General features: G+C 71.4%; 19 protein-coding genes. 10 read left to right on the forward strand and 9 right to left on the reverse strand.

The features are described from left to right. Window position 1: 1 nt before the first annotated feature. A complete protein-coding gene (locus DI272_RS06780; RefSeq protein WP_109494365.1) occupies window positions 2–673 on the reverse strand; it encodes a succinate dehydrogenase in 672 nt (223 codons plus the stop codon). Window positions 674–793: 120 nt separating this feature from the next. Here DI272_RS06780 and DI272_RS06785 point away from each other — a divergent pair, with 120 nt between their 5' ends. Then, window positions 794–1678 (forward strand): LysR family transcriptional regulator, encoded by an 885-nt coding sequence (locus DI272_RS06785; RefSeq protein ID WP_109494367.1) that lies wholly within the window; start codon window positions 794–796, stop codon window positions 1676–1678. 230 nt (window positions 1679–1908) lie between these two features. On the opposite strand, the gene DI272_RS06790 is transcribed toward DI272_RS06785, so the two are convergent. The 3 genes from DI272_RS06790 to DI272_RS06800 form a co-directional block, all read right to left on the reverse strand. Continuing rightward, a complete protein-coding gene (locus DI272_RS06790; protein WP_109494369.1) occupies window positions 1909–4044 on the reverse strand; it encodes a bifunctional diguanylate cyclase/phosphodiesterase in 2136 nt (711 codons plus the stop codon). Further along, window positions 4041–4853, reverse strand: a complete 813-nt coding sequence (locus DI272_RS06795; protein WP_109494370.1) for an SAM-dependent methyltransferase — start codon at window positions 4851–4853, stop codon at window positions 4041–4043. The genes DI272_RS06790 and DI272_RS06795 overlap by 4 nt, the downstream gene beginning before the upstream one ends. Window positions 4854–5201: 348 nt before the next feature. After that, entirely contained in the window at window positions 5202–6161 is a 960-nt protein-coding gene (locus DI272_RS06800) for an SCO0930 family lipoprotein (RefSeq protein WP_109494372.1), read from the reverse strand. A gap of 711 nt (window positions 6162–6872) precedes the next feature. Here DI272_RS06800 and DI272_RS45145 point away from each other — a divergent pair. From DI272_RS45145 to DI272_RS06815, 3 genes are all read left to right on the forward strand, one after another. Continuing rightward, the gene (locus DI272_RS45145) at window positions 6873–7001 is read left to right on the forward strand and encodes a hypothetical protein (RefSeq protein WP_258314482.1); all 129 of its coding nucleotides are present in this window, start codon (window positions 6873–6875) and stop codon (window positions 6999–7001) included. Between the two features lie 16 nt (window positions 7002–7017). Continuing rightward, window positions 7018–7782 carry a DUF4239 domain-containing protein gene (locus DI272_RS06810; protein WP_109494375.1) on the forward strand — a complete coding sequence of 255 codons (765 nt, stop codon included), beginning with the start codon at window positions 7018–7020 and terminating at the stop codon, window positions 7780–7782. 200 nt (window positions 7783–7982) lie between these two features. After that, window positions 7983–8513, forward strand: coding sequence for a hypothetical protein (locus DI272_RS06815; protein ID WP_109494377.1), 531 nt, complete (start codon window positions 7983–7985; stop codon window positions 8511–8513). Window positions 8514–8629: 116 nt separating this feature from the next. Here the strand turns inward: DI272_RS06815 and DI272_RS06820 are convergent, their stop codons facing one another. Continuing rightward, complete coding sequence (locus DI272_RS06820; RefSeq protein WP_109494379.1) at window positions 8630–9124, reverse strand: hypothetical protein; 495 nt, start codon at window positions 9122–9124, stop codon at window positions 8630–8632. A gap of 332 nt (window positions 9125–9456) precedes the next feature. Here DI272_RS06820 and DI272_RS06825 point away from each other — a divergent pair, with 332 nt between their 5' ends. Next, window positions 9457–10125: a class F sortase gene (locus tag DI272_RS06825; RefSeq protein WP_109494381.1), complete on the forward strand. Its 669-nt coding sequence runs from the start codon at window positions 9457–9459 to the stop codon at window positions 10123–10125. Window positions 10126–10156: 31 nt separating this feature from the next. On the opposite strand, the gene DI272_RS06830 is transcribed toward DI272_RS06825, so the two are convergent. Continuing rightward, window positions 10157–11005, reverse strand: coding sequence for a polysaccharide deacetylase family protein (locus DI272_RS06830; RefSeq protein ID WP_109494383.1), 849 nt, complete (start codon window positions 11003–11005; stop codon window positions 10157–10159). Window positions 11006–11094: 89 nt separating this feature from the next. Then, window positions 11095–14367: a bifunctional lysylphosphatidylglycerol synthetase/lysine--tRNA ligase LysX gene (gene lysX, locus DI272_RS06835; protein ID WP_109494385.1), complete on the reverse strand. Its 3273-nt coding sequence runs from the start codon at window positions 14365–14367 to the stop codon at window positions 11095–11097. Window positions 14368–14457: 90 nt separating this feature from the next. On the opposite strand from lysX, the gene DI272_RS06840 reads away from it, so the two are divergent. Continuing rightward, entirely contained in the window at window positions 14458–14919 is a 462-nt protein-coding gene (locus tag DI272_RS06840; RefSeq protein ID WP_109494387.1) for a universal stress protein, read from the forward strand. A gap of 41 nt (window positions 14920–14960) precedes the next feature. Here the strand turns inward: DI272_RS06840 and DI272_RS06845 are convergent, their stop codons facing one another. Next, window positions 14961–15779: an alpha/beta fold hydrolase gene (locus DI272_RS06845; protein ID WP_109494389.1), complete on the reverse strand. Its 819-nt coding sequence runs from the start codon at window positions 15777–15779 to the stop codon at window positions 14961–14963. A 73-nt stretch (window positions 15780–15852) separates the two neighbouring features. Here DI272_RS06845 and DI272_RS06850 point away from each other — a divergent pair, with 73 nt between their 5' ends. Next, window positions 15853–16326: a MarR family winged helix-turn-helix transcriptional regulator gene (locus DI272_RS06850; protein ID WP_109494391.1), complete on the forward strand. Its 474-nt coding sequence runs from the start codon at window positions 15853–15855 to the stop codon at window positions 16324–16326. Window position 16327: 1 nt separating this feature from the next. Here the strand turns inward: DI272_RS06850 and DI272_RS06855 are convergent, their stop codons facing one another. After that, entirely contained in the window at window positions 16328–17494 is a 1167-nt protein-coding gene (locus DI272_RS06855) for a CapA family protein (RefSeq protein WP_109494393.1), read from the reverse strand. A gap of 222 nt (window positions 17495–17716) precedes the next feature. On the opposite strand from DI272_RS06855, the gene DI272_RS06860 reads away from it, so the two are divergent. From DI272_RS06860 to DI272_RS06870, 3 genes are all read left to right on the forward strand, one after another. After that, window positions 17717–18262: a sigma-70 family RNA polymerase sigma factor gene (locus DI272_RS06860; protein WP_109494395.1), complete on the forward strand. Its 546-nt coding sequence runs from the start codon at window positions 17717–17719 to the stop codon at window positions 18260–18262. 136 nt (window positions 18263–18398) lie between these two features. Continuing rightward, window positions 18399–18914, forward strand: coding sequence for a hypothetical protein (locus DI272_RS06865; protein WP_109494397.1), 516 nt, complete (start codon window positions 18399–18401; stop codon window positions 18912–18914). A 184-nt stretch (window positions 18915–19098) separates the two neighbouring features. Further along, window positions 19099–19749, forward strand: coding sequence for a zf-HC2 domain-containing protein (locus DI272_RS06870; RefSeq protein ID WP_109494398.1), 651 nt, complete (start codon window positions 19099–19101; stop codon window positions 19747–19749). The last annotated feature ends 62 nt before the right edge of the window (window positions 19750–19811 follow it).

The raw sequence follows: 19811 nt of genomic DNA on the forward strand, positions 1-19811 counted from the left end.
TTCAGCTCACCACTCCGGTCATGACGCCCACGGGCACGGCAATGAAACCGGCCGTGAGCAGCAGTGCGAGGACGTTGGCCGTGGCCTTCAGGGCGCGGTCGCGGGTGCGGTTGCCGGCGCCGAGGGTCTGGGCCGCGCTCCAGAAGCCGTGCCGGACGTGCAGGCCGAGGGCGAGCATCGCGGCGATGTAGATGACGTTGCCGTACCAGGTGGAGAAGGTGTCCACGACGTTCTGGTAGGGGTGCCCCTCCTGGAAGCCGCCGGAGTGCACGGTGCCGGTCGTCAGGTCGAGGAGGTGCCAGACGATGAAGAGGCCGAGGATGATGCCGCCCCAGCGCATGGTGCGGGTCGCGTAGGAGGCGCGCGGCTTCTTGTGCACGTACTTGTTCGGGCGCGCCTTGATGTCGCGGCGGCTGAGCTGGTAGGCGGAGACGGCGTGCGCGACGACCGCGACCACGAGGACGACGCGGATGACCCACAGCGTCCACTCGTAGTGCATGAAGGGCTCGCCGATGGTGCGCAGCCAGTGCGCGTAATGGTTGAACTCGCCCGCCCCGAAGAAGATCTTCAGGTTTCCGATCATGTGGACGACCAGGTACGACAGCATGATCAGACCGCTGACGGCCATCACCGTCTTCTTGCCGACGGAGCTGTCCCACACGGTGCGTGCCATGGACGGCCGTCGGTCCGTCCGCGTTGCCAGAGCCATGGTCATGAACGCTAGGGCCGTTCGGCCCCATCGGTCCAAGACATGGTCCGGCTTGATTCGATAGGCAGCGACTATCGTACGAGGATGCAGTTCACGCAGCTCCAGTACTTCGTGGCGGTGGCCGAGACCAGGCACTTCACCCGGGCCGCGGACCTGGTCCATGTCGCCCAGCCGTCGCTGTCCCAGCAGATCAAGGCGCTGGAGCGGGAGCTCGGGGCGGATCTGTTCCTCCGGGCCCGCGGCAACATCACCCTCACCGACGCGGGCGAGGCCCTGCTGCCCCTGGCCCGCCGCATCCTGGCCGACGCGGACACGGCCCGGCACGAGGTGCAGGAGCTGGCGCAATTGCGGAGCGGGCGCGTCCGGCTCGGCGCCACCCCGAGCTTGTGCACCGGCCTGCTGCCGGACGTGCTCCGCGCCTTCCACGACCGCTACCCCGGCATCCACCTGCTCATCGAGGAGAGCGGCTCGCACGACCTGGTGCGCGAGCTCGCGCGCGGCGCCCTCGACCTGGCCCTGGTGGTCCTGCCGCTCCCGACCCCCTCCCCGGCGCTGACCACGGTCGAGCTGCTGAAGGAGGACCTGGTCGTGGTGTCGTCACCGGAGGCCCCCAAGCCGGGCGGCGGTGGCCGCACCGTACGCATCGCCGACCTGGAGGGCGAGCGTCTGGTGATGTTCCGGCACGGCTACGACCTGCGGGAACTGACGGTCGCCGCGTGCCGCGCCGAAGGCTTCGAGCCGGACTTCGCGGTGGAGGGCGGCGAGATGGACGCGGTGCTGGGGTTCGTGCGGGCGGGGCTGGGCGTGGCCGTGGTGCCGAGGATGGTGGCGGCCCGTTCGGGACGCGGGCTGCGGGTCACTCCGCTCGCCCGGCCCGGATTGCACCGCACGATCGCCCTGGCCCACCGCAGCGACGTGGCCCCGCCTCGGGCGGCGCGGGAGTTGCAGCGGATGCTGCTCGAAAGGTGACGGCCCGCTGCCTGGCGAGCCCTGTGCACCGCCTCGGCCCCGCGGTGGACCTCGAGGAGACGGCGCATGGTCGTGACGTTCCTGTCCGCGCTCCCTCCGCTCAGGGTGCCGGTGCCCTCTCTTCGATCGCAGGAAGGAGGGCACCGGGCAGCCACCGCTCAGCGCACCGGGCAGCCACCGCTCAGCGCACCGGGCAGCCACCGCTCAGCGCACCGCCGCGCGGCCGGCGCTCACCCCGTCGCGTCGACCAGCGCCAGCTCGTGCAGCCGCTCCGGCGGGCCCGGACGGGCGTAGTACCAGCCCTGGGCCGTGTCGCAGCCCAGTATCCGCAGTTGCTCGGCCTGGGCGCCGGTCTCCACGCCCTCGACGGTGACCGCGAGGTCCAGGCTGTGGGCGAGGGAGACGATGCCCTCGACGATCTTGAGGTCGACGGGGTCGGCCGGGAACTGCTGCATGCTCTGGGTGAAGGAGCGGTCCAGCTTGAGGACGCTCACCGGGAGACGGCGCAGATTCGCCAGGTTCGAGTAACCGGTGCCGAAGTCGTCCAGGGCGATGTCGACGCCCATCTCGGCCAGCCGGCGCAAGGGCTTGAGCAGATCGTCGTCGGCGCCGATCAACGCCGACTCCGTGACCTCCAGGCACAGCGCGTCCGGGTCGACGCCGGTGCGCTCCAGGATGTCCACCGTGTCCTGCACCAGACCGGGGTGGGTGAGCTGGCAGGGCGAGAGGTTGACGTTGATGCGCAGCGGGCCGGCGTCCGCGTGGCGCTCCCGCCACGCGCGGGCCTGCCGGACGGACTGCTCCAGGACCCAGCGGCCCAGCGGGACGATCAGACCGGTGTGCTCGGCGAGCGGGATGAAGCGGTCGGGGCCGAGGACGCCGTGCTGCGGGTGCAGCCAGCGCACCAGGGCCTCGGCGCCGCGGACGCTGCCGTCGCCGAGGTGGACCAGCGGCTGGTACTCGATGAAGAACTCACCGCGTTCCAGGGCGGTCGGCAGCGCGGTGGTCAGGCCGTGCCGGGTGATGGCGCGGGCGTCCGCCTCCGCGTCGGCCAGCTCGAAGCGGTTGCCGCCCGAGGCCTTGGCCCGGTACATCGTGATGTCCGCGCTGCGCAGGACCTCCGCCGCGCTGCGCTCGCCCGCCGGGCCCTCGACGATGCCGATGCTGCCGCGCACGGTCAGCTCACGGCCGTCGACGCTGACCGGGGCGACCAGCGCGTTCATGATCCGTGACGCGAGCTCGTCGACCTCGCGCTCGGTGTCGGGCCCGGTCGTCAGCGCGACGAACTCGTCACCGCCCAAACGAGCGACCATCTCACCGGGCGCGGTGGTGCACGACTGGAGCCGGTCGGCCACCTCCACCAGCAGCCGGTCGCCGGCCGCGTGGCCGAGGCTGTCGTTGATGGTCTTGAAGCCGTCGAGGTCGAGGTAGCACAGGCCGAACCGCTGCCCCTCCCCCGCGCCCAGCGCCTTCTCCAGGCGTTCGAAGAAGAAGGTGCGGTTGGGCAGGCCGGTGAGGGCGTCGTGCGTGGCCTCGTAGCGCAGCCGGAGGTTGAGGAGCCGGCGCTCGGTGGTGTCCTCCATCAGCGCCAGCTGGTACTGCGGGTTGCCGTCCGCGTCGCGCAGCAGGGAGACCGTGAGATTGGTCCACAGGACCGTTCCGTCGGGGCGGGAGAACGCCTTCTCCACGTGGTAGTGCTCGCGGTCGCCGCGGACCAGCTCGTCGTAGAGCGTCCAGGTCTGCGGCGCGTCCTCGGGGTGGGTCCACTCCGCCACGTTGCGGCCGAGCATCGTCTTCTCGGTGATGCCGAACATCCGCAGCAGCGCCTCGTTGACCTGGAGGATGTTGCCGTCGAGGTCGGCCATGCCGATCCCTATGGCGGCGCCCTCGAAGACCGCGCGGAAGCGGGCCTCGCTCGCGTGCAGCGCCGCCGCGACCACGCCCTGCGCCTTCAGGGCGGCCGCGGAGATCGCCTCCTGCTCGACCAGCGTCCGCTCGCGCAGCGCCTGCGCGAAACCGGCGGCCATGGCGTGCTGGAGCCGGGAGGCGCGCACCCGCAGGTCCTGCTGGTCGCCTTCGCCGCCGCAGTACAGCACCAGGTAGGCGTCGACGCAGTCCAGCGTCCGGCTCAGCGCCTCCGGGTCGGTGCAGTGCACCGTGACGAGCGCGGCGCCGACGGCCCTGCCCTCGTCGGCGTCGAAGGTCCTGGCCCGCAGCGCCTCGCTCAACCGGCGGGCCAGCGGCAGCAGTTGCGCCTCGAACTCGGGCCTGGTCGAGGACGTCGTGGTCACCGGGAACACCGCCCGGCTCCAGATCGTCGCGAACCGGCGCAGTCTGTCCTCCGGCCCGTCCGGCTCGCCGATCACGCGGTACGCCCCACGCCGGCGAACCCGGAGAACGCCCAGGGATCGTCGTCCTCGGGCGCCGTGTCCGGCCGCCAGTGCGGCATCGGCACCAGTCCCGGTTCCACCATGTCGTACCCCTCGAAGAACCGCGCGATCTCGTCGCGCGAGCGCATGATCAGCGGGTTGCGAATGTCCTTGTACACGTCCACCGCACCCCCGGCCCGCTCCGGCGGCAGCGGGATTCCCTCGTACGAGGCATGCGTGAGCACCAGCAGGCTGCCGGGCGCGAGCGCGTCGCGCAGCTCGGCCACCGCTCCGTACGGGTCGTCCTCGTCTTCCACGAAGTGCAGTATGGCAACGAGAAGCAGGGCCACCGGCCGCTTCAGGTCGATCAGTTGCTGGACCTCGGCGCTCGCGAGGATCTCCTGGGGCTTGCGCAGATCCGCCGCGACGACGTCCGTCCGCGGGTTTTCGGCGAGGACGGCCTGACTGTGCGCAACGGCCACCGGGTCGTGGTCGACGTAGACGACATGCGCGTCGGCCCTGGCGGCCTGGGCCACCTCGTGGACGTTGCCGAAGGTCGGGATGCCCGAACCGACGTCCAGGAACTGGGAGATGCCCTGCTCGGCGGCGAACCGGACGGCGCGCCGCATGAACGCCCGGTTCGCCTGCATGATCTTGGGCAGCCCCGGCATGAACTCCATCGCCTTACGAGCGGCTTCCCGGTCGACCTCGAAGTTGTGCGAGCCGCCCAGGTAGTAGTCGTAGATCCGCGACACACTGGGCACCGAGATGTCGATGCTCCGTGGGGCCCAGGCGGGACGCTCCATCTAGCTCTCCAAGGCTTCAGGCGATCCGGTGTTCGAGCTGAGGCTACTGATCGCCTGCCAAAGGAGCGAGCCGAAACGGAAATTGACCGTCCGTTCCCGGTCACTGCCTGCGGCACGTGCCGAGTTGACCTTGCCACAGAAGAGGTGATTCACGGCAAACCGGTCCGCCCCCTGCGTGCGGTGCGCAGGGGGCGGACCGGTGGGTCGCGCACGCCGGCCGTTCGTCCGGCACTCTCGCTGGGACCTCGTGCCTCCCTTCCGCGATACGTCACTGACGGGACATGGGGCGGTCAGCCCTGGGGAGATGACCTGCAAGGGCCGGCCGGGAGGCGGCGACCCCTGCTGCTGCTACTTCTTCGGCGCGCCGACCGGCTTCCCGTCGGGCGCGACGGCGTACCACGTGCCGCCGACGCCCTGACCGTTGGTGTCGCCCGGCTCCTTGTCCTGGGCGAAGGTGTAGATGGGCCAGCAGTCGATGGTCTGCTGCTTGACCCCGTCGGGCCGGGTGAAGCTCATCAGGCCCTTCTTCTCGATGCCCTTGGTGTCGTTCGCCCCGACGGGACCGACGGCCGGCCACTTCTCCAGGCAGGCTCCGGTGCACCGGGAGATCGGGTCGGGCCAGGCCGTGTCCTTCAGGAAGCGGTAGACCGTCATGCCGTTCTTGTCGACGACGATCTCGCCCAGGTTGGGGTCCTCACGGGTGGACAGTCCGGGCAGCGAGGCCAGCGAGGCCTTCTTGCCGGTGGGGGCGAGCGCGTACCACTTGCCGCCCACGCCCTGGCCGTTGACGTCGCCCGCGTTGACGTCCTTCGCGTAGCGGTACGCCGGCCAGCCGCCGATCGTCAGCTGCTTGCTGCCGTCGGTGCGGGTGACCTCGCCGAGCAGCGCCTTGTCGATGCCCTCGCCGGCCGAGGCGTCGTCGGCCGGCACCGGGGGCCAGGTCGTCGCGCAGTCGCCGTCGCAGTTGGACTTCGGCGGCTCGGCGGTGTCGGTGTCGAAGCGGTAGAGGGTGAGACCGGCGTTGTCCGTCAGCACCTTGCCGAGCTCCGGGTTGGTGACGACGGCCAGCTTGCCCGCGGACTTGGCCGGCGCCCCGGCACTGCTCGCCGAGGGGCTCGCCCCGGCGTTGCCGATCCCGGAACCGATACCGGCCCCCGCGCCCGCGTTTCCGTAGTCTCCGGCCGCGGCCGTCGCGCCCACGTTCTGGCTGCTCGCGGACGGGGCCGCTTCCTGGCCGCACGCCGTCGTCAGCGCCAGCACCGCCGCAGCGCTCGCCACGAGCGATGCACTCCGCCAGGAGGTCTTCATCGTCAACTCCCCATATTGGTACGGGTGTTGCAGCGCCCTGCTGCGCCGCCGCACGGCCATGGGTACGGACGGAAGTGGCTGTTGTGTTCAACCGGGGCACATTTTTCTTTCCGCAAGCTGTGACACGGGCCCCCGCGAGGCACGCCGGGCCGCTTCTCAAACCCCTGCGCGGCCCCCTCACTCCTTCGGGGCAATCACCCGCCACCAGAGCGCACGGGGAGGCGTTCTGGGTTCATGATCTCCGTCGTGCCTCGACCCGAACCGACCCAATACGCCCCTGTCATAAGGGTGTTGACCGCCCTGGCGCTGGCCTGGCTGTGCGTCGGCGTTCCGGCGGGCCCGGCACGGGCTGACGCCTGCGCGTCCGCGTCGACCGGTCCGGACGGCACGGTCGCGGTGGCGGTCGCCGGAAGCGGCCTGACCTGGCCCACGCCTCCGGGGTGCTCCACGCCCCCTCCCCCACCGCCCCCACCGTGCCCCACACCCACACCCACACCCACCCCTACCCCCACCTCGAAGCCGACACCTACGCCGACCAAGGCGAGCCCCACCCCGAAGCCCACGCCGAAACCGACCCCGCCGCCCCCGCCACCCCCGGCCCCGCGGCCCGCGGCCCCCGCACCTCGCCCGACGACACCCACACCCACCCCCACGCCGACCCCGACCCCGCCCCCACCGCCCAAGCCGTCACCGAAGCCCACCCCGTCGCCGGTGAGCTACCCGGCCTACCACGCACCGGCCCCGCACCGGACCCCGCACCACGGCACCTCGCCGCTCACCTTCGTCCTGCTCATCGCCGCGCCCGCGATCGCCGCCGTCGCCGCGCTGCGTCCGCGCTGATCCCTGGAGGCATCTCTTGCCGGAATGGCTTGTTCTCACCCTCGCGATGGTGGCCGCCTGTGCCGTGGTGGTCGTCATCACCGTCATCCGCCACGGCGCGGCGGGCGACGACGAGGACCCCGACGAGACCCCGGACGTCATCGAGTACATGACGATGTGGATCGGCGTGGTGTACGCCATCGTCCTGGGCCTGGCCATCGCCGGGGTGTGGGAGGGGCGCAGCGCGGCCCAGGACCACGTCCAGGCGGAGGCCGTCGCCCTGCACGAGGTCTCGGAGCGGGTCCGGGTCTACCCGGCCGACGTCCGTGACCGCATTCGGGACGATGTCAACGCCTATGTCGGACACGTCGTGCACACCGAGTGGAAGACGATGGCCGACGACGGCGAGGTCACCGTGCGCGGCACCCAGCTGCTGGAGCAGGTCCGCCGGGACGTCACCGACTACGAACCGGCCACGGACTTCGAGGCGCAGGCCTATCAGCCGCTCGTCGACCAGGTCGCCGCGGCCGACGCGGCGCGCACCGCCCGGACGAACGCGATGGGGGCGACGATGCCGGGGGTGGTGTGGTTCGGACTGATCGTCGGGGCCGTGATCACCATCGGCATGGTCCTGGCCCTGCAGATCCGCAGAACGCCGCGCGAGCTGATCCTCGCCGGGCTGTTCTCCGCGCTGATCGCCTTCCTGCTCTTCCTGATCTGGGACTTCGACGCGCCTTACAGCCGGGGCATCACGGCGTCGGCGGAACCGTTCCTGAACCTCTTCCCCGGCATCAAGGGCTGACAGGCCCTCACCTGACGGACACCCCGGGGGACGCCGCCACGCCGTCGGCGTCCCCCGTGCGGCCCACAACCGTGCCCCATTCGCCCGACAGCGTTCGCGCAGGTGTGCGCACCTTCCTAGCGTTCCGATCATCGAGGTGCATTTCCGGCACAACGCGGAAAAGGTCCGCGGCTGCTCCTCGGGGACCCGGAGGACTCACCATGCGCGCGATACGCGTAGCTTCGGCCGCACTGCTGGGCGTAGGCGCCCTCACCCTCGCCGCTCCGGCCGCCATGGCGGCGGACGGCAGCAACATCACGCCGTTCGGCTTCAGCGTCATGCCCTCCACGATCGCCGCCGGCGGCCAGGTCACCCTGCAACTGGACCGGGACAGCGGCGGGTGTACGGGGTCCGCGACCGTCAGTTCGGGGGTGTTCGACACGATCACCATCCCGGGCAACCGGTCGTCGGCGACGGCGGTGGTCGACTGGGACGCCAAACCGGGCGCGGCCTACAAGGTGACGTTCTCCTGCAACGGCGTGAGCGGATCGACGGACCTGACCATCGCCACCGGCCGTACCACCCCGACCAGCCCGACGCCGTACCCCTACCGGGGTGTGCACGCCGGCGAGGGCGGCAGTGTCGCCGGTTTCGACCTCAAGGAGATCGGACTGGGCGCGGCGCTGATCGCCGGTTCGGTCGGGGCGGCGTACCACTTCTCACGGCGCCGCACCGGCGAGGACGGCGCCTGACCGCGCCGCGCGCCCACCGCACAGGCCTTCGCCCCGGACCTTGGAAGAGGTTCCGGGGCGAAGGCCTGTCACGTGCGATCGGTGTCACCCGAGGAGAGCGGGCAGAGGGGAACGGATCAGATCCGCTTCTCGGCCCGGCGGCGCATCCAGAACAGCCCGCCGCCGATGACGGCCGCGGCGACGAGCCCGCCGCCGATCGCCACGTCGGTCGGGGTCGCACCGGTGGAGCTGCTGCCGCCGAGACCGCCGCGGACGCCGCCGATGACGGTGAAGACGCCGTTGAACGTCTTCGTCTGGCCCTCGCAGGTGGTGGTGACGGTGTACGAGCCCGGGTTGGCGCTCGCATTGACGGTCACCGTCGCGGTCGACGTGCTGCTGTTGCCGCCCTGCGAGATGAGCTGCGTGGTCGGGAAGGCGCTGGAGCTGATGGTGCTGCCCGCCATCTGGCAGGCGGACCCGTTGACAGTGAGCACCAGCTGACCGCCCCGGGCGATGACGCTGGGCGCTGCGCTGACGCTGGTGGGCTGGCTCCAGGCCGAGGCCGTGGGGGCGGCGAGCCCGACGGCGGCGATCGCGGCGCCGGCGGCCGCCAGGGCACGGGTAGTACGCATGTGATCCTCCGCGGAAGACGCCCCGGGAACCGTCCCCGGTGGATCGGCGAGAAAGCGCCTCCCAGAAAGACCCTCAGATGCCGTGCACGCGGGCGCATTTCGGCGATGGTCCGTCCTGGTGAGAGGACACGCCGACCGAAAAGCGCACAATCGGATATTGCCGCAGGTCACGGACCGTCAGAAAATTCCTGTGAGCGTCAACTCGGATGGCGCACCCACACCTCTGGCGGCCACCCGTTCGCCTTTGCCCCGTCGCCGGTTCCGTGCCCGGCACTTAGCGTGCTCGTATGCGCGAATGACGTGGCGACGGCCGCGTCGAGAGGGGAATGCGAATGTCTGCGTCCGAGCTGGCCGATCTGGCCGAAGAGGAGGAGCAGCGGAAGAGGCGCGCTCCTTGGGGCGTGATAGCGCTTGTTCTGCTGACCGGCCTCGCGCTCATTCGGAATGGTTCGGGAGAGTTCGACGTGGGTCCGCCGCAGCCGGCGACGGCGGCTGCGGCGGACAGCCGTGTGCCCGGCACCTTCTCCGGGTCGGCGGCACCGCTGTCGTTCTCCGAGCCGCAGCGGGTGCGGATTCCCGCGATCCAGGTGGACGCGCCGGTCATGCCCGTGGGCCTGGACACCGAGGGCTGGGTGGGCGCGCCGCCGCCGGAGGACCCGAACCTGGCCGGCTGGTTCACCGGCGCCGTGTCGCCGGGCGAGAAGGGCACCGCCGTGGTGGTGGGCCATGTCGACAACAAGTCGGGGCCCGCCGTGTTCTACGGACTCGGTGCCCTGAAGAAGGGAAACCGCGTCGAGGTGCGGCGCAAGGACGGCAAGACGGCCGTGTTCGAGATCTACGGCATCGAGGTCTTCGAGAAGCAGAATTTCCCGGGCGACCGCGTCTACGGCTCCAAAGGCACCCCGGAATTGCGGGTCATCACCTGTGGCGGCGGTTTCTCGAAGCAGAACGGTTATGCCGGGAACGTCGTCGCCTTCGCCCGCCTGGTCGAGGTCCGCTGAGCGTTCCCCGACCGGGCGGCGAATCCGGCGGCTAGGCGTAATGCCGTCGCGGGACGGTGACGTGATATCCGGAGTCCAGGAGTTGCGGCAGGTATGCACGCAGCGCCCGGACACTCTGCGAGCGGTCGCCCCCGGCGTCGTGGGAGAGCACCACGACGCCGGGGGCGGCGCCGTTCTCGACCCGCCGCTCGATGGTGCGGGCGCCGGGGGTGGTCCAGTCGAGGGTGTCGACGGTCCAGGCGAGGGGTTCCATGCCGAGTTCCGAGCCGAGCTGGAAGGCGGCGCGGTTCCAGGCTCCGTAGGGCGCGCGGAACCACTGGGGGCGTTCGCCGTAGGCCTCCTCGATGACGTCGCAGGTGCGTTCCATCTCGGAGCGGATGCGACCGCGGCTGAGGCGGGTCAGCAGGGGGTGGGACCAGGTGTGGTTGCCGACGACGTGGCCCTCGTCGGCCATGCGTTCCAGCAGGTCCTTGTTGTCGACGGCCATCTCGCCGCACACGAAGAACATGGCGCGCACGTCGTACTCGGCGAGGGTGTCCAGGATGGCGGGGGTGTAGCGGGGGTCCGGGCCGTCGTCGAAGGTCAGCACCATGGTGTGGCCGCGCCCCTTCATCCGCAGCAGCGGTTCGCGGCGTACCGGGGTCCGGCCGGGGGCGGTGCGGGGCGGGCCGTATCCGGTCAGGGGCTGGAGCCGGTAGGCGGAGGGCTTGAGCGGGCGGCGGGCCGGGGCGCCCGCGGCGGGGCGGACGGGCGCGACCGGGTCCTCGCCGCCGAGCGCCGCGAACAGCCCGGCGGTGCCGGCCGCCCCGACAGCGGCGGCACCGGCGAGCAGGGCGCGGCGTCGCGTGAGCAGCCGGGTGAGCAACTGATCCTTCGTCATGACTCATCAGTCGCCCGAACCATGGCCGACGCACCAGGACAACACCGGTGCGGCGGCGGGAAAGCACCCGCTCGGCCTATGGCGGGCCGTCAGTGGCGGCGCACGAGAGGGAACGGGAGCGTCTCTCGGATCGTCAGGCCGGTGAGGAACATGACGAGCCGGTCGACGCCGATGCCGAGCCCGCCGGTGGGCGGCATCGCGTATTCGAGGGCGTCGAGGAAGTCCTCGTCGAGTTCCATGGCCTCCGGGTCTCCCCCGGCGGCGAGCAGCGACTGCGCGGTGAGGCGGCGGCGCTGCTCGACGGGGTCGGTGAGCTCGGAGTAGGCGGTGCCGAGTTCGGTGCCGAAGGCGACGAGGTCCCAGCGCTCGGCGAGCCGCGGGTCCTCGCGGTGCCGGCGGGTGAGCGGGGAGACGTCGGTCGGGAAGTCCTTGTAGAAGGTGGGCAGCTGGGTCCTCTCCTCGACGAGGCGTTCGTACATCTCGAGGACGACGTCGCCGTGGCCGTCGTCGGCGGTGTACGGCACTTCGGCGCGGTCGCACAGCCGGTGCAGGCGGGCGAGTTCGGTGTCGGCGGTGATCTCGTCCCCCAGTGCCTCGGAGATCGCGCCGTACACGGTCCTGACCGGCCAGGTCCCCGAGATGTCGTACTCCTGCCCGTCCTTGCGGGCGACGGGCGCGCCGAAGGCGGCCGTGGCGGCGCCCTGGATCAGTTCGCGGGTGAGGTCGAGCATGACGTCGTAGTCGGCGAGGGCCTGGTATGCCTCCAGCATCGTGAACTCGGGGTTGTGCTTGTAGGAGACGCCCTCGTTGCGGAAGGTGCGGCCCATCTCGAAGACCTTCTCCAGGCCGCCGACGCAGAGCCGTTTCAGGTAGAGCTCGGGGGCGATGCGCAGGTGGAGGTCGAGGTCGTAGGCGTTGATGTGGGTGGTGAAGGGGCGGGCGTTGGCGCCGCCGTGGATCTGCTGGAGCATCGGGGTCTCGACCTCCAGGTAGCCGCGTTCCAGCAGGCCCTGGCGCAGGGCCTGTACGGCGGTGGAGCGGGCGCGGACGACGTCGCGGGCGGCGGGGCTGGCGACGAGGTCGAGGTAGCGCATGCGGACCTTGGTCTCGGGGTCGGTGAGGCCGCGGCGTTTGTCGGGCAGGGGGCGCAGGCACTTGCCGATCAGCTGCCAGGAGGTCACGAAGACGGTGGGTTCGCCCTTGTCGCTGACGCCGGCCGTGCCGGTGGCGGTGATGTGGTCGCCGATGTCGGTGTCGGCGCGGAAGCGGTCGAGGCCGCCGCGGTCGCGGGTGAGGGCGAGTTGGTGGTCGCCGGACCAGTCGCGCAGCCGGACGAAGACGATGCCGCCGAAGTCGCGGACGAGCATGACGCGTCCGGCGACGGTCACCTGGTCGCCCGCGCGGACGTCGGCGAGGGCGTGGGTGCGGGGCGGGATGCCGACGGGGTAGGGGTCGGTGCCGTCGGCGCGCAGGCGGGCCAGTTTGCGGTGCCGGACGCGGGCCTGTTCGGGCAGGCCCGCGTCCGGTCCGGCGGCCCCGGTCTCGTCCCCTCCGGCGAGGCCGAGCGCCGACAGCGACGGCAGGCCTTCGGTGGTGGCCGGCCGCGGCCCGGCCTTCGGGTGCCCCTTTCCGAGGAGTTTGCGCAGCGACGGTACGGAGACGAAGCCCTCGGCGATCCCGGAGGCGAGGCCGATGCGGGCGAGGGCGCCGGTCTCGCCGTAGCAGATGAAGCGGGGGTACCACTCGGGCTTGTACTTGGCGTTGGAGCGGTACAGGGCCTCCAGTTGCCACCACTTGGAGAAGAACAGCAGCAGGCGGCGCCAGAGGCGGAGCACGGGTCCGGCGCCGATGCGGGCGCCTTCCTCGAAGACCGAGCGGAAGACGGCGAAGTTGAGGGAGATCCGGCGGACGCCCAGTTTCGGTGCCGCCGCGCAGAGTTCGGCGACCATGAACTCCATGACGCCGTTGGGGGCGCTGCGGTCACGGCGCATCAGGTCCAGGGAGACGCCGTCGCGGCCCCAGGGCACGAAGGAGAGCAGGGCGAGGAGTGCGCCGTCCTCGCCGAGCGCCTCCACCAGGAGGCAGTCGCCGTCGGCCGGGTCGCCGAGGCGGTCCAGGGCCATGGAGAAGCCGCGTTCGGTCTCGGTGTCGCGCCAGGCGTCGGCCTTGTCGACGACCTCTTCCATCTCGGCTTCGGTGAGGGTGGAGTGGCGGCGGATGCGGCAGTGGGCGCCGGTGCGGCGCACCCGGTGCACGGCCTGGCGGGTGACGCGCATGTCGCGGCCGTTCAGGTCGAAGCCGGCGACGTGGAGGATCGCCTCGTCGCCGAGTTGGAGGGCGCCGAGTCCGGCGCGGGCGAAGGCCTTGGCGCCGTCCTCGGAGGCGCCCATGGCGGCGGGTGCCCAGCCGTGCCGGCGGGCCGCGTCGAGCCAGGCGGCGATGGCGTGCGGCCAGGCCTCGCGGTCGCCGACGGGGTCGCCGCTGGCGAGGCAGACGCCGGCTTCGACGCGGTAGGTGACGGCGGCCTTGCCACTGGCGGAGAAGACGACGGCCTTGTCGCGGCGGGTGGCGAAGTAGCCGAGGGAGTCCCGGTCGCCGTATGCCGTGAGCAGGGCGCGGATGCGGGCCTCCTCGTCGTCGTGCAGGGCGGCTTCCATGCGCTGGGAGCGGAACAGGGTGGCGGCGGCGTTGAGCAGCGCGAGGGCGCCGAAGAGGCCGAGCAGGAAGAACAGGGCGCGGGGCGGGGAGCCGTCGAAGGAGCGGCCGGAGACCAGGCCGCCGCAGACCCGGTTGGCGGCCCAGAGCAGCCGTTGGCCGCGGGGCAGCGTGCCCGGGAACAGCTCGACCAGCCCCCAGCCCACCAGGATGCCGAGCAGGAGGCCGACGAGCAGCACGCCGACGGCCCGCCGTACCGCACCGCGGCGGGAGGCGGCGTAGAACTCGCCCCGGGCGACGACGAGCAGGGTGAGGGCCAGGGAGCAGACCACCAGGGACGGGACGGAGTCGGCGTAGAGACCGACGGCCACGCCCAGCGCGTCGACGAGGACGAGCAGGCCGAGGTAGACCACGACCAGCCACCAGGCGACCCGTTTGCGGGCGGCGGTGGCACCGGCGAGGAGGAAGAGGAAGACGGCGTAGGCGAGGTTGGCGCTGACCGGGACGATGAGGACGTCGAGGAAGCGCACGACGGGACGCAGTGGTCCGCGCAGCGGCGGGATGAAGGCCAGCAGCAGGCAGAGCAGTCCGAGGGCGCCGAAGAAGGCGGCGAAGCCTTCCGGGACCCTGCTGAGGAGGCCGCTGCCGGGCCGTCGTATCGGGCCCTCGGTGTCCTTCGCCGGGGCGGCCTCGGCGGTGGCGGTCATGTTCCGACTGTAGGAACTGCCCGGCGACCTCGCCCGTCGGCAGGTGCCCGCGTGACGGCGGGACCGGTGCTTTCCGATAGCCTCCGTGCCGTGACGGAACAGCACTCGCCCCAGTTCGAGCGGGGCACGGACGGGCCGAAGGTCATCGTCGTGGGAGTGGACGGCTCCGACTCCTCCCTCCGGGCCGCGGCCTATGCCGGGGGCCTGGCGCGCCGCCAGCACGCGCTCCTCGCCGTCGTGTACGTACGGCCGGTGATGGCGGGGGGCGCGGCGATGGGCGCGCCGGTCGCCGAGACGACCGACGAGATCGCCGAGGACCTGGTCGCCCAGATCCGGGAGGCCACCGAGCGCACGAAGGGGATATTCGATGTGCGCTGGGAGTTCCACACCTTCCCCGGCGACCCGTACGGCGGTCTGGTGAAGGCGGCGGACGAGCTCAAGGCGGACGCGGTGGTGGTGGGCGCCTCCGAGCAGGCCGGCCACCGCATCGTCGGCTCGGTGGCCGTACGGCTGGTGAAGGCCGGGCGGTGGCCGGTGACGGTGGTGCCCTAGGCGCCCTCGGACACCTCCGGTGATGCCCGGCCCGGAGGTCCCTACAGGTCCCGCAGGAAGTCCAGCAGGAGGCTGTTGAACTCCTCGGGCCGTTCCAGGTTCGGGAAGTGCGCGGCGCCCTCCACGATGACCGAGCGGCCCTTGCGGGCGGTGTGGGCGTAGAGTTCCGCGTCCGCGATCAGGTCCGGTGAGTCGAGCGCGCCGTTGACCATGAGCACCGGCATGTCGAGCGTCCGTACCCGGGGCCAGGTGTCGGTCATGGGGACGTGCCAGTTGCGCTCGCCGGGGGTGTGCTTGGCGATGGTGTGCAGGGCCATCTCGCGCAGCCGGTCCTGAAGTGCGGGGTCGGTGTCCTCCGCCTCGCGGAAGGGGCCCGCCATGCTCCGCAGGAACACCTTCAGCCAGGCCTCGATGTCACCGGAGTGCAGGGTGCGGGCCGACTCGGCGACGATCTCCCGGGTCTTGTCGTAGGTGTACTCGAAGTCGCTGACCGAGGCCCCGCTCAGCACGATCCCGCGGACCAGTTCCGGGTATTCGATGGCGGTGTCGCCCGCGATCGCCCCGCCCATCGACACGCCGGCCAGGACCGCGGGACCGGCGTCGAGGTGTTTGAGCAGGCAGGCGAGATCGTCGGCCCAGCGGAAGGGTTCGCTCGCGTTGGCGGACCAGCCGTGGCCGCGGACGTCCGCGGCGACGACCCGGTACCCGGCTTCGACCAGGGCCGGGGTCTGGTCCTCGAAGAGACGGTGGTCGACGTAGCCGGAGTGGAGCAGGACGACGAGGTCGCCGGTGCCGGTGTCCCGGTAGGCGAGGTCGCCGTCGGTGGACGGGAAGTAGCTGATGTCCGAAGCAGCTGTCATGACACCCAAGGTGTCATCTCTCGAGGGATTTGACAACCAGGTTGTCATGATGAGTTCGGGGCATGATGTCCCGGTGAACGACATCGACGCCCCGCTCCCCCCCGACGAACTCGGTCACCGCGTCTCCGAGGTGTTCGACCTCGTCGGCGCCCTCTACCGCCGCGGCCTGCGCAAACTGGAGCAGAGCGAGAAGGACGAGGGCATCTCCGTCGGCGTCCGGTCCGTGCTCGTCCTGCTGCGCCGGTACGGGCCCATGACGGTGCCTCAGATGGCCCGGATCATGGCGCTGACCCGGCAGTTCGTGCAGCGCATGGTCAACGACGCGGCGGCGGGGGAATGGGTGGAGGTCACGCCGAATCCCGCGCACCAGCGCTCCTCGCTCATCCGGATCACAGGCGCGGGCGAGGAGCTCATCGACGGCGTCCTGGCGCGCGAGCACGCCCTGAACCGGCAGGTCGGAGGGGATCTGACCGAGGCCGAGCTCACGGCGTGCAGGCGCGTCCTGAAGGAGATGCTGCGGACCTTCGACGAGGCGGCCGCCGACTGACCTACTCCCCCATCGTCAGGCCGTCCTGCGCCGCACCCCGGCTCAGCACCACGTCCCGGATGCGGTCGCGCACGCCGGTCAGCTCGGCACCCTCGGCGATGGCCCGGTTGAGGTTCACCACCCGGCCCGCGTCGATGTCGAACAGCTGCGGGATGAACTCGGCCTTCTTCACCTCCCAGCGCCCGCCCGGCTTCTCGGGCGCGGCGAAGGTGAAGCGGCCGATCGTGGACTGATTGCCGCGCGGGTCCTGGGCGCCCTCGTGGTTGAACATCTCGCCGGCGATCTGGTCGCCCATGCCGTAGATCACCCAGGTGCCGTTGACCTTCTCGTACGCCTGCGGGATGTGGGCGTGGGTGCCGAGGATCAGGTCGATGTCGGGGCGGTCGCCGGTGCGGGCGGCGGTGAGCGAGCGGGCCAGGGCGAGCTGGCGGTCGTCGGGGGCGTCCTGCCACTCGGTGCCCCAGTGCACCGAGACCACGACCACGTCGGCGCCCGCCGTCCGGGCGGCCCGGGCGTCGCTCAGGATCCTGTTCTCGTCGATGATGTCGACGGCCCAGGGCTGACCGGCGGGCAGCGGATAGCCGTTCGTGTCATAGGTGTAGGAGAGGTGGGCGACCTTCGCGGCGCCCGCGCGCAGGACCGTGACGGTGCGCGCCTCGTCCTCGGTGCGCGCGGTCCCGGCGTGCCGTACGCCCTGGCGGTCGAGGGCGTCGAGGGTGCGGCGGATGCCCTCGGCGCCGTCGTCGAGGCTGTGGTTGGAGGCGGTGGAGCAGCTGTCGTAGCCGGTGGCGGCGAGCCCCTGGGCGACCTCGGGCGGGGACTTGAAGGCGGGATAGCCGGTGTAGTCGCCGTTCGCCCCGTAGACGGTCTCCATGTGACACAGCGCCAGATCGGCGCGGGAGACGACCGGTTCCACGCCGGAGAGCATCGGGCGGAAGTCGTAGCCGTCGCCGCCCGCGTCGAAGCGGGCGCGGTCGATGATGGAGGAGTGCGGGAGGACGTCACCGGAGGCGACGAGCGTGAAGCCGCGGGCGGTGTCGGCCGACGGGGCCGGATGGCCGCTGCGGGCGGGCGGATCGGGCTTGTCGTGACCCCGGGCCTGACAGGCGGCGCCCGCGGCGAGGAGCGCGGTCAGGGCCAGGGCCACTTGTCGACTGCGTGCAATCATCAGCTCACCCCACTGTGATCATATTTACGCACAAATAGGTACGAAGCTGATGCCGGCCGCAAACGGGCCGGGCCCCTTCATTCGCCCGATGGGCGCGGCATTCGCCCGACGGCGAGGCGGAGGGGACCGTTCGTCGTACCGTTCGTCGACGCGATCGACCGCCCGCCGCAGATCCGCGCGCACGCCCTGTCCCTCACCCCCGCCCTGCGATGCCATACGGCCATGACGGCCGGAACCACGCTCACGAACGGGACGACCGCCGAGCACGAGCTCGCCGCACTGCAGCGGGAGCACGGCCGGCCGCTCTTCGCACTGCTCCTCCGGCTGTGCGACGGCGACCGGCAGCGCGCCGAGGACCTGGTCCAGGAGACCCTCGTACGCGCCTGGCAGCACCCCGAGGCGCTGCGCGCCGACGACTTCGACTCCGTACGGCCGTGGCTGCTGACCGTGGGACGGCGGCTGGCGATCGACGCGCGCCGGGCCCGGCAGGCGCGTCCGCCGGAGGTCGGCGACGCGATCCTGGAGAACGCGCGGGTGTGCGCCGACCACGCCGAGCGGGCCGCCGCGATGCTCGATGTGCGCGAGGCTGTGAAGACACTCACTCCGGAGCACCGTGAAGTCCTGGTGCTCGTGTACTTCCAGGGGGCGAGTGTGGCGGAAGCCGCGCAGACCCTCGGGATTCCGCCCGGTACCGTGAAGTCCCGCGCGTACTACGCGCTGCGCGCCCTGCGCCGGGTCCTCCCGGGCTACGCGGCCGACCTGCGATGAAACTCATGGTGAAGCAAAGCCTTCGCAAAGCGCCTTGCTGAGGACCATGGTTGAGTAATCGGCTGTCTTCATCCGTGTTCCCGACTGGGAGCCCAGCCGCGGGCGACGCGCACGCACCGGAGGAAGGCAGGAAGGGATGCTGCACAGAGGTCAAGAGAGCACGGACGGCGCCGGTGGTGGCGAACTCACCGTTCCCATGGCCTGGTTGTACGCCGAGTACATCGCCGACGAGCTGCTGCGGACCGGCGATCTCATGCCGCCGACGTCCTTCGAGTTCCGTGCCGGGCGGGACGCCCTGGCGCTGACCATTTTCCTGTCCGACACCGACGGCGAGCTGTCCGGCATCCGGGTCGTCTCCCAGCTGGAGACCTGGCTGTCGTTGACCGCGTACGACCAGCCCTGGCAGGACTGGGTGCGCGACCGCATGGCGAGGCTCGCGGCCGAGGCGATCGACTCCGGCGGACCCGACCCCGACCTGGACCTCGCGGAGGCGGCCTGGCGCTGGCTCCAGGAGACCGAGCTGCTCGCCCCCGACCTGAACGCGGTGCCGGGCGGCGGCCCGGTCATCGGCGAGGACGACGGCCCGAAGGTGTGGACACCCGCCTGGCAGCTCGGGCTGCCGCTGGGGCATCTCGCCATCCACCTCTTCTAGCCACGCCGCCGTCCGCGTACATCCGGTCCCGGACTTTTTTTCGAACGGGACCAATCCTCGTGCCCGGCCGCTCCGAACCCCTTGGTTGCGATTCTGTGTGGGGCTTGAGTGATTCGGCGGTCCGGTGCGTACCGGTGGGAGCAAGGAGTGACCCCACCCGCACCCAACGGCACGAGGATTCCGCATGAGGTCCCAGGAGAGGCATCGCGACGTCGCCGCGTACGCGCTCGGCGTGCTGGACGAGGCGGACGCGTTCCGTTTTGAGGACCACCTCATGGAGTGCCCTCGGTGCGCCGCGCATGTCACCGAGTTCGGTCCCATCACCCGGCAGTTGATGCTGTACCGGCGCTCGACACCGCAGTTCGTCCACCCGCTCACCAAGCCGGGCCCCCGGCTGCTGGACCGGCTGCTCTCCGAGGTCGGGGCCCGGCACCGGGCCGGTCGCCGCCGGTTTCTCTGCGCGGTGGCGGCCACCGTGGCCTTCGCGGTCGCGGGCCCGGGTCTCGTGGTCCTCGCGGGCGGCGGGAAGGGCACCGTCCAGATGTCCGCGACCGATGCGCGGTCCGGCGTCTGGGCGCAGGTCACCACCGAGGACTACGCCTCGGGCAGCCAGCTGGAGCTGAAGGTCAAGGACGGTGCGGGCCCCCGCACCTGCCGTCTGGTCATCGTCGGTACGGACGGCTCCGAGGAGACGGTCACCACCTGGAGCGTCCCGCGCCACGACGCCCGCGAACTCACCATGCAGGGCTCCTCGTCCCTGCACCCCGACCAGATCGCCCGCTACGAGGTGCGCTCCTCGGACGGCGAACACCTGGTGACCCTCAAGTCCCGCTGATTCCGGGCGAACGCGGAGCCCGGTTCCCGCGTCTCAGGAGCGATACGGTCCGCCGTCGCCAC

Origin of the sequence: Streptomyces sp. Act143 (assembly GCF_003143935.1) — a bacterium.
Classification (GTDB): domain Bacteria; phylum Actinomycetota; class Actinomycetes; order Streptomycetales; family Streptomycetaceae; genus Streptomyces.

Excerpts from the sequence above, each read along its gene's own strand:
- DI272_RS06860 (WP_109494395.1), top strand. The coding sequence starts at position 17,717 with ATGACGGCCGGAACCACGCTCACGAACGGGACGACCGCCGAGCACGAG.
- DI272_RS06855 (WP_109494393.1), bottom strand. The coding sequence starts at position 17,494 with ATGATTGCACGCAGTCGACAAGTGGCCCTGGCCCTGACCGCGCTCCTC.
- DI272_RS06795 (WP_109494370.1), bottom strand. The coding sequence starts at position 4,853 with ATGGAGCGTCCCGCCTGGGCCCCACGGAGCATCGACATCTCGGTGCCC.
- lysX (WP_109494385.1), bottom strand. The coding sequence starts at position 14,367 with ATGACCGCCACCGCCGAGGCCGCCCCGGCGAAGGACACCGAGGGCCCG.
- DI272_RS06830 (WP_109494383.1), bottom strand. The coding sequence starts at position 11,005 with ATGACGAAGGATCAGTTGCTCACCCGGCTGCTCACGCGACGCCGCGCC.
- DI272_RS06825 (WP_109494381.1), top strand. The coding sequence starts at position 9,457 with ATGTCTGCGTCCGAGCTGGCCGATCTGGCCGAAGAGGAGGAGCAGCGG.
- DI272_RS06820 (WP_109494379.1), bottom strand. The coding sequence starts at position 9,124 with ATGCGTACTACCCGTGCCCTGGCGGCCGCCGGCGCCGCGATCGCCGCC.
- DI272_RS06845 (WP_109494389.1), bottom strand. The coding sequence starts at position 15,779 with ATGACAGCTGCTTCGGACATCAGCTACTTCCCGTCCACCGACGGCGAC.
- DI272_RS06870 (WP_109494398.1), top strand. The coding sequence starts at position 19,099 with ATGAGGTCCCAGGAGAGGCATCGCGACGTCGCCGCGTACGCGCTCGGC.
- DI272_RS06785 (WP_109494367.1), top strand. The coding sequence starts at position 794 with ATGCAGTTCACGCAGCTCCAGTACTTCGTGGCGGTGGCCGAGACCAGG.
- DI272_RS06800 (WP_109494372.1), bottom strand. The coding sequence starts at position 6,161 with ATGAAGACCTCCTGGCGGAGTGCATCGCTCGTGGCGAGCGCTGCGGCG.
- DI272_RS06865 (WP_109494397.1), top strand. The coding sequence starts at position 18,399 with ATGCTGCACAGAGGTCAAGAGAGCACGGACGGCGCCGGTGGTGGCGAA.
- DI272_RS06815 (WP_109494377.1), top strand. The coding sequence starts at position 7,983 with ATGCGCGCGATACGCGTAGCTTCGGCCGCACTGCTGGGCGTAGGCGCC.
- DI272_RS06780 (WP_109494365.1), bottom strand. The coding sequence starts at position 673 with ATGGCACGCACCGTGTGGGACAGCTCCGTCGGCAAGAAGACGGTGATG.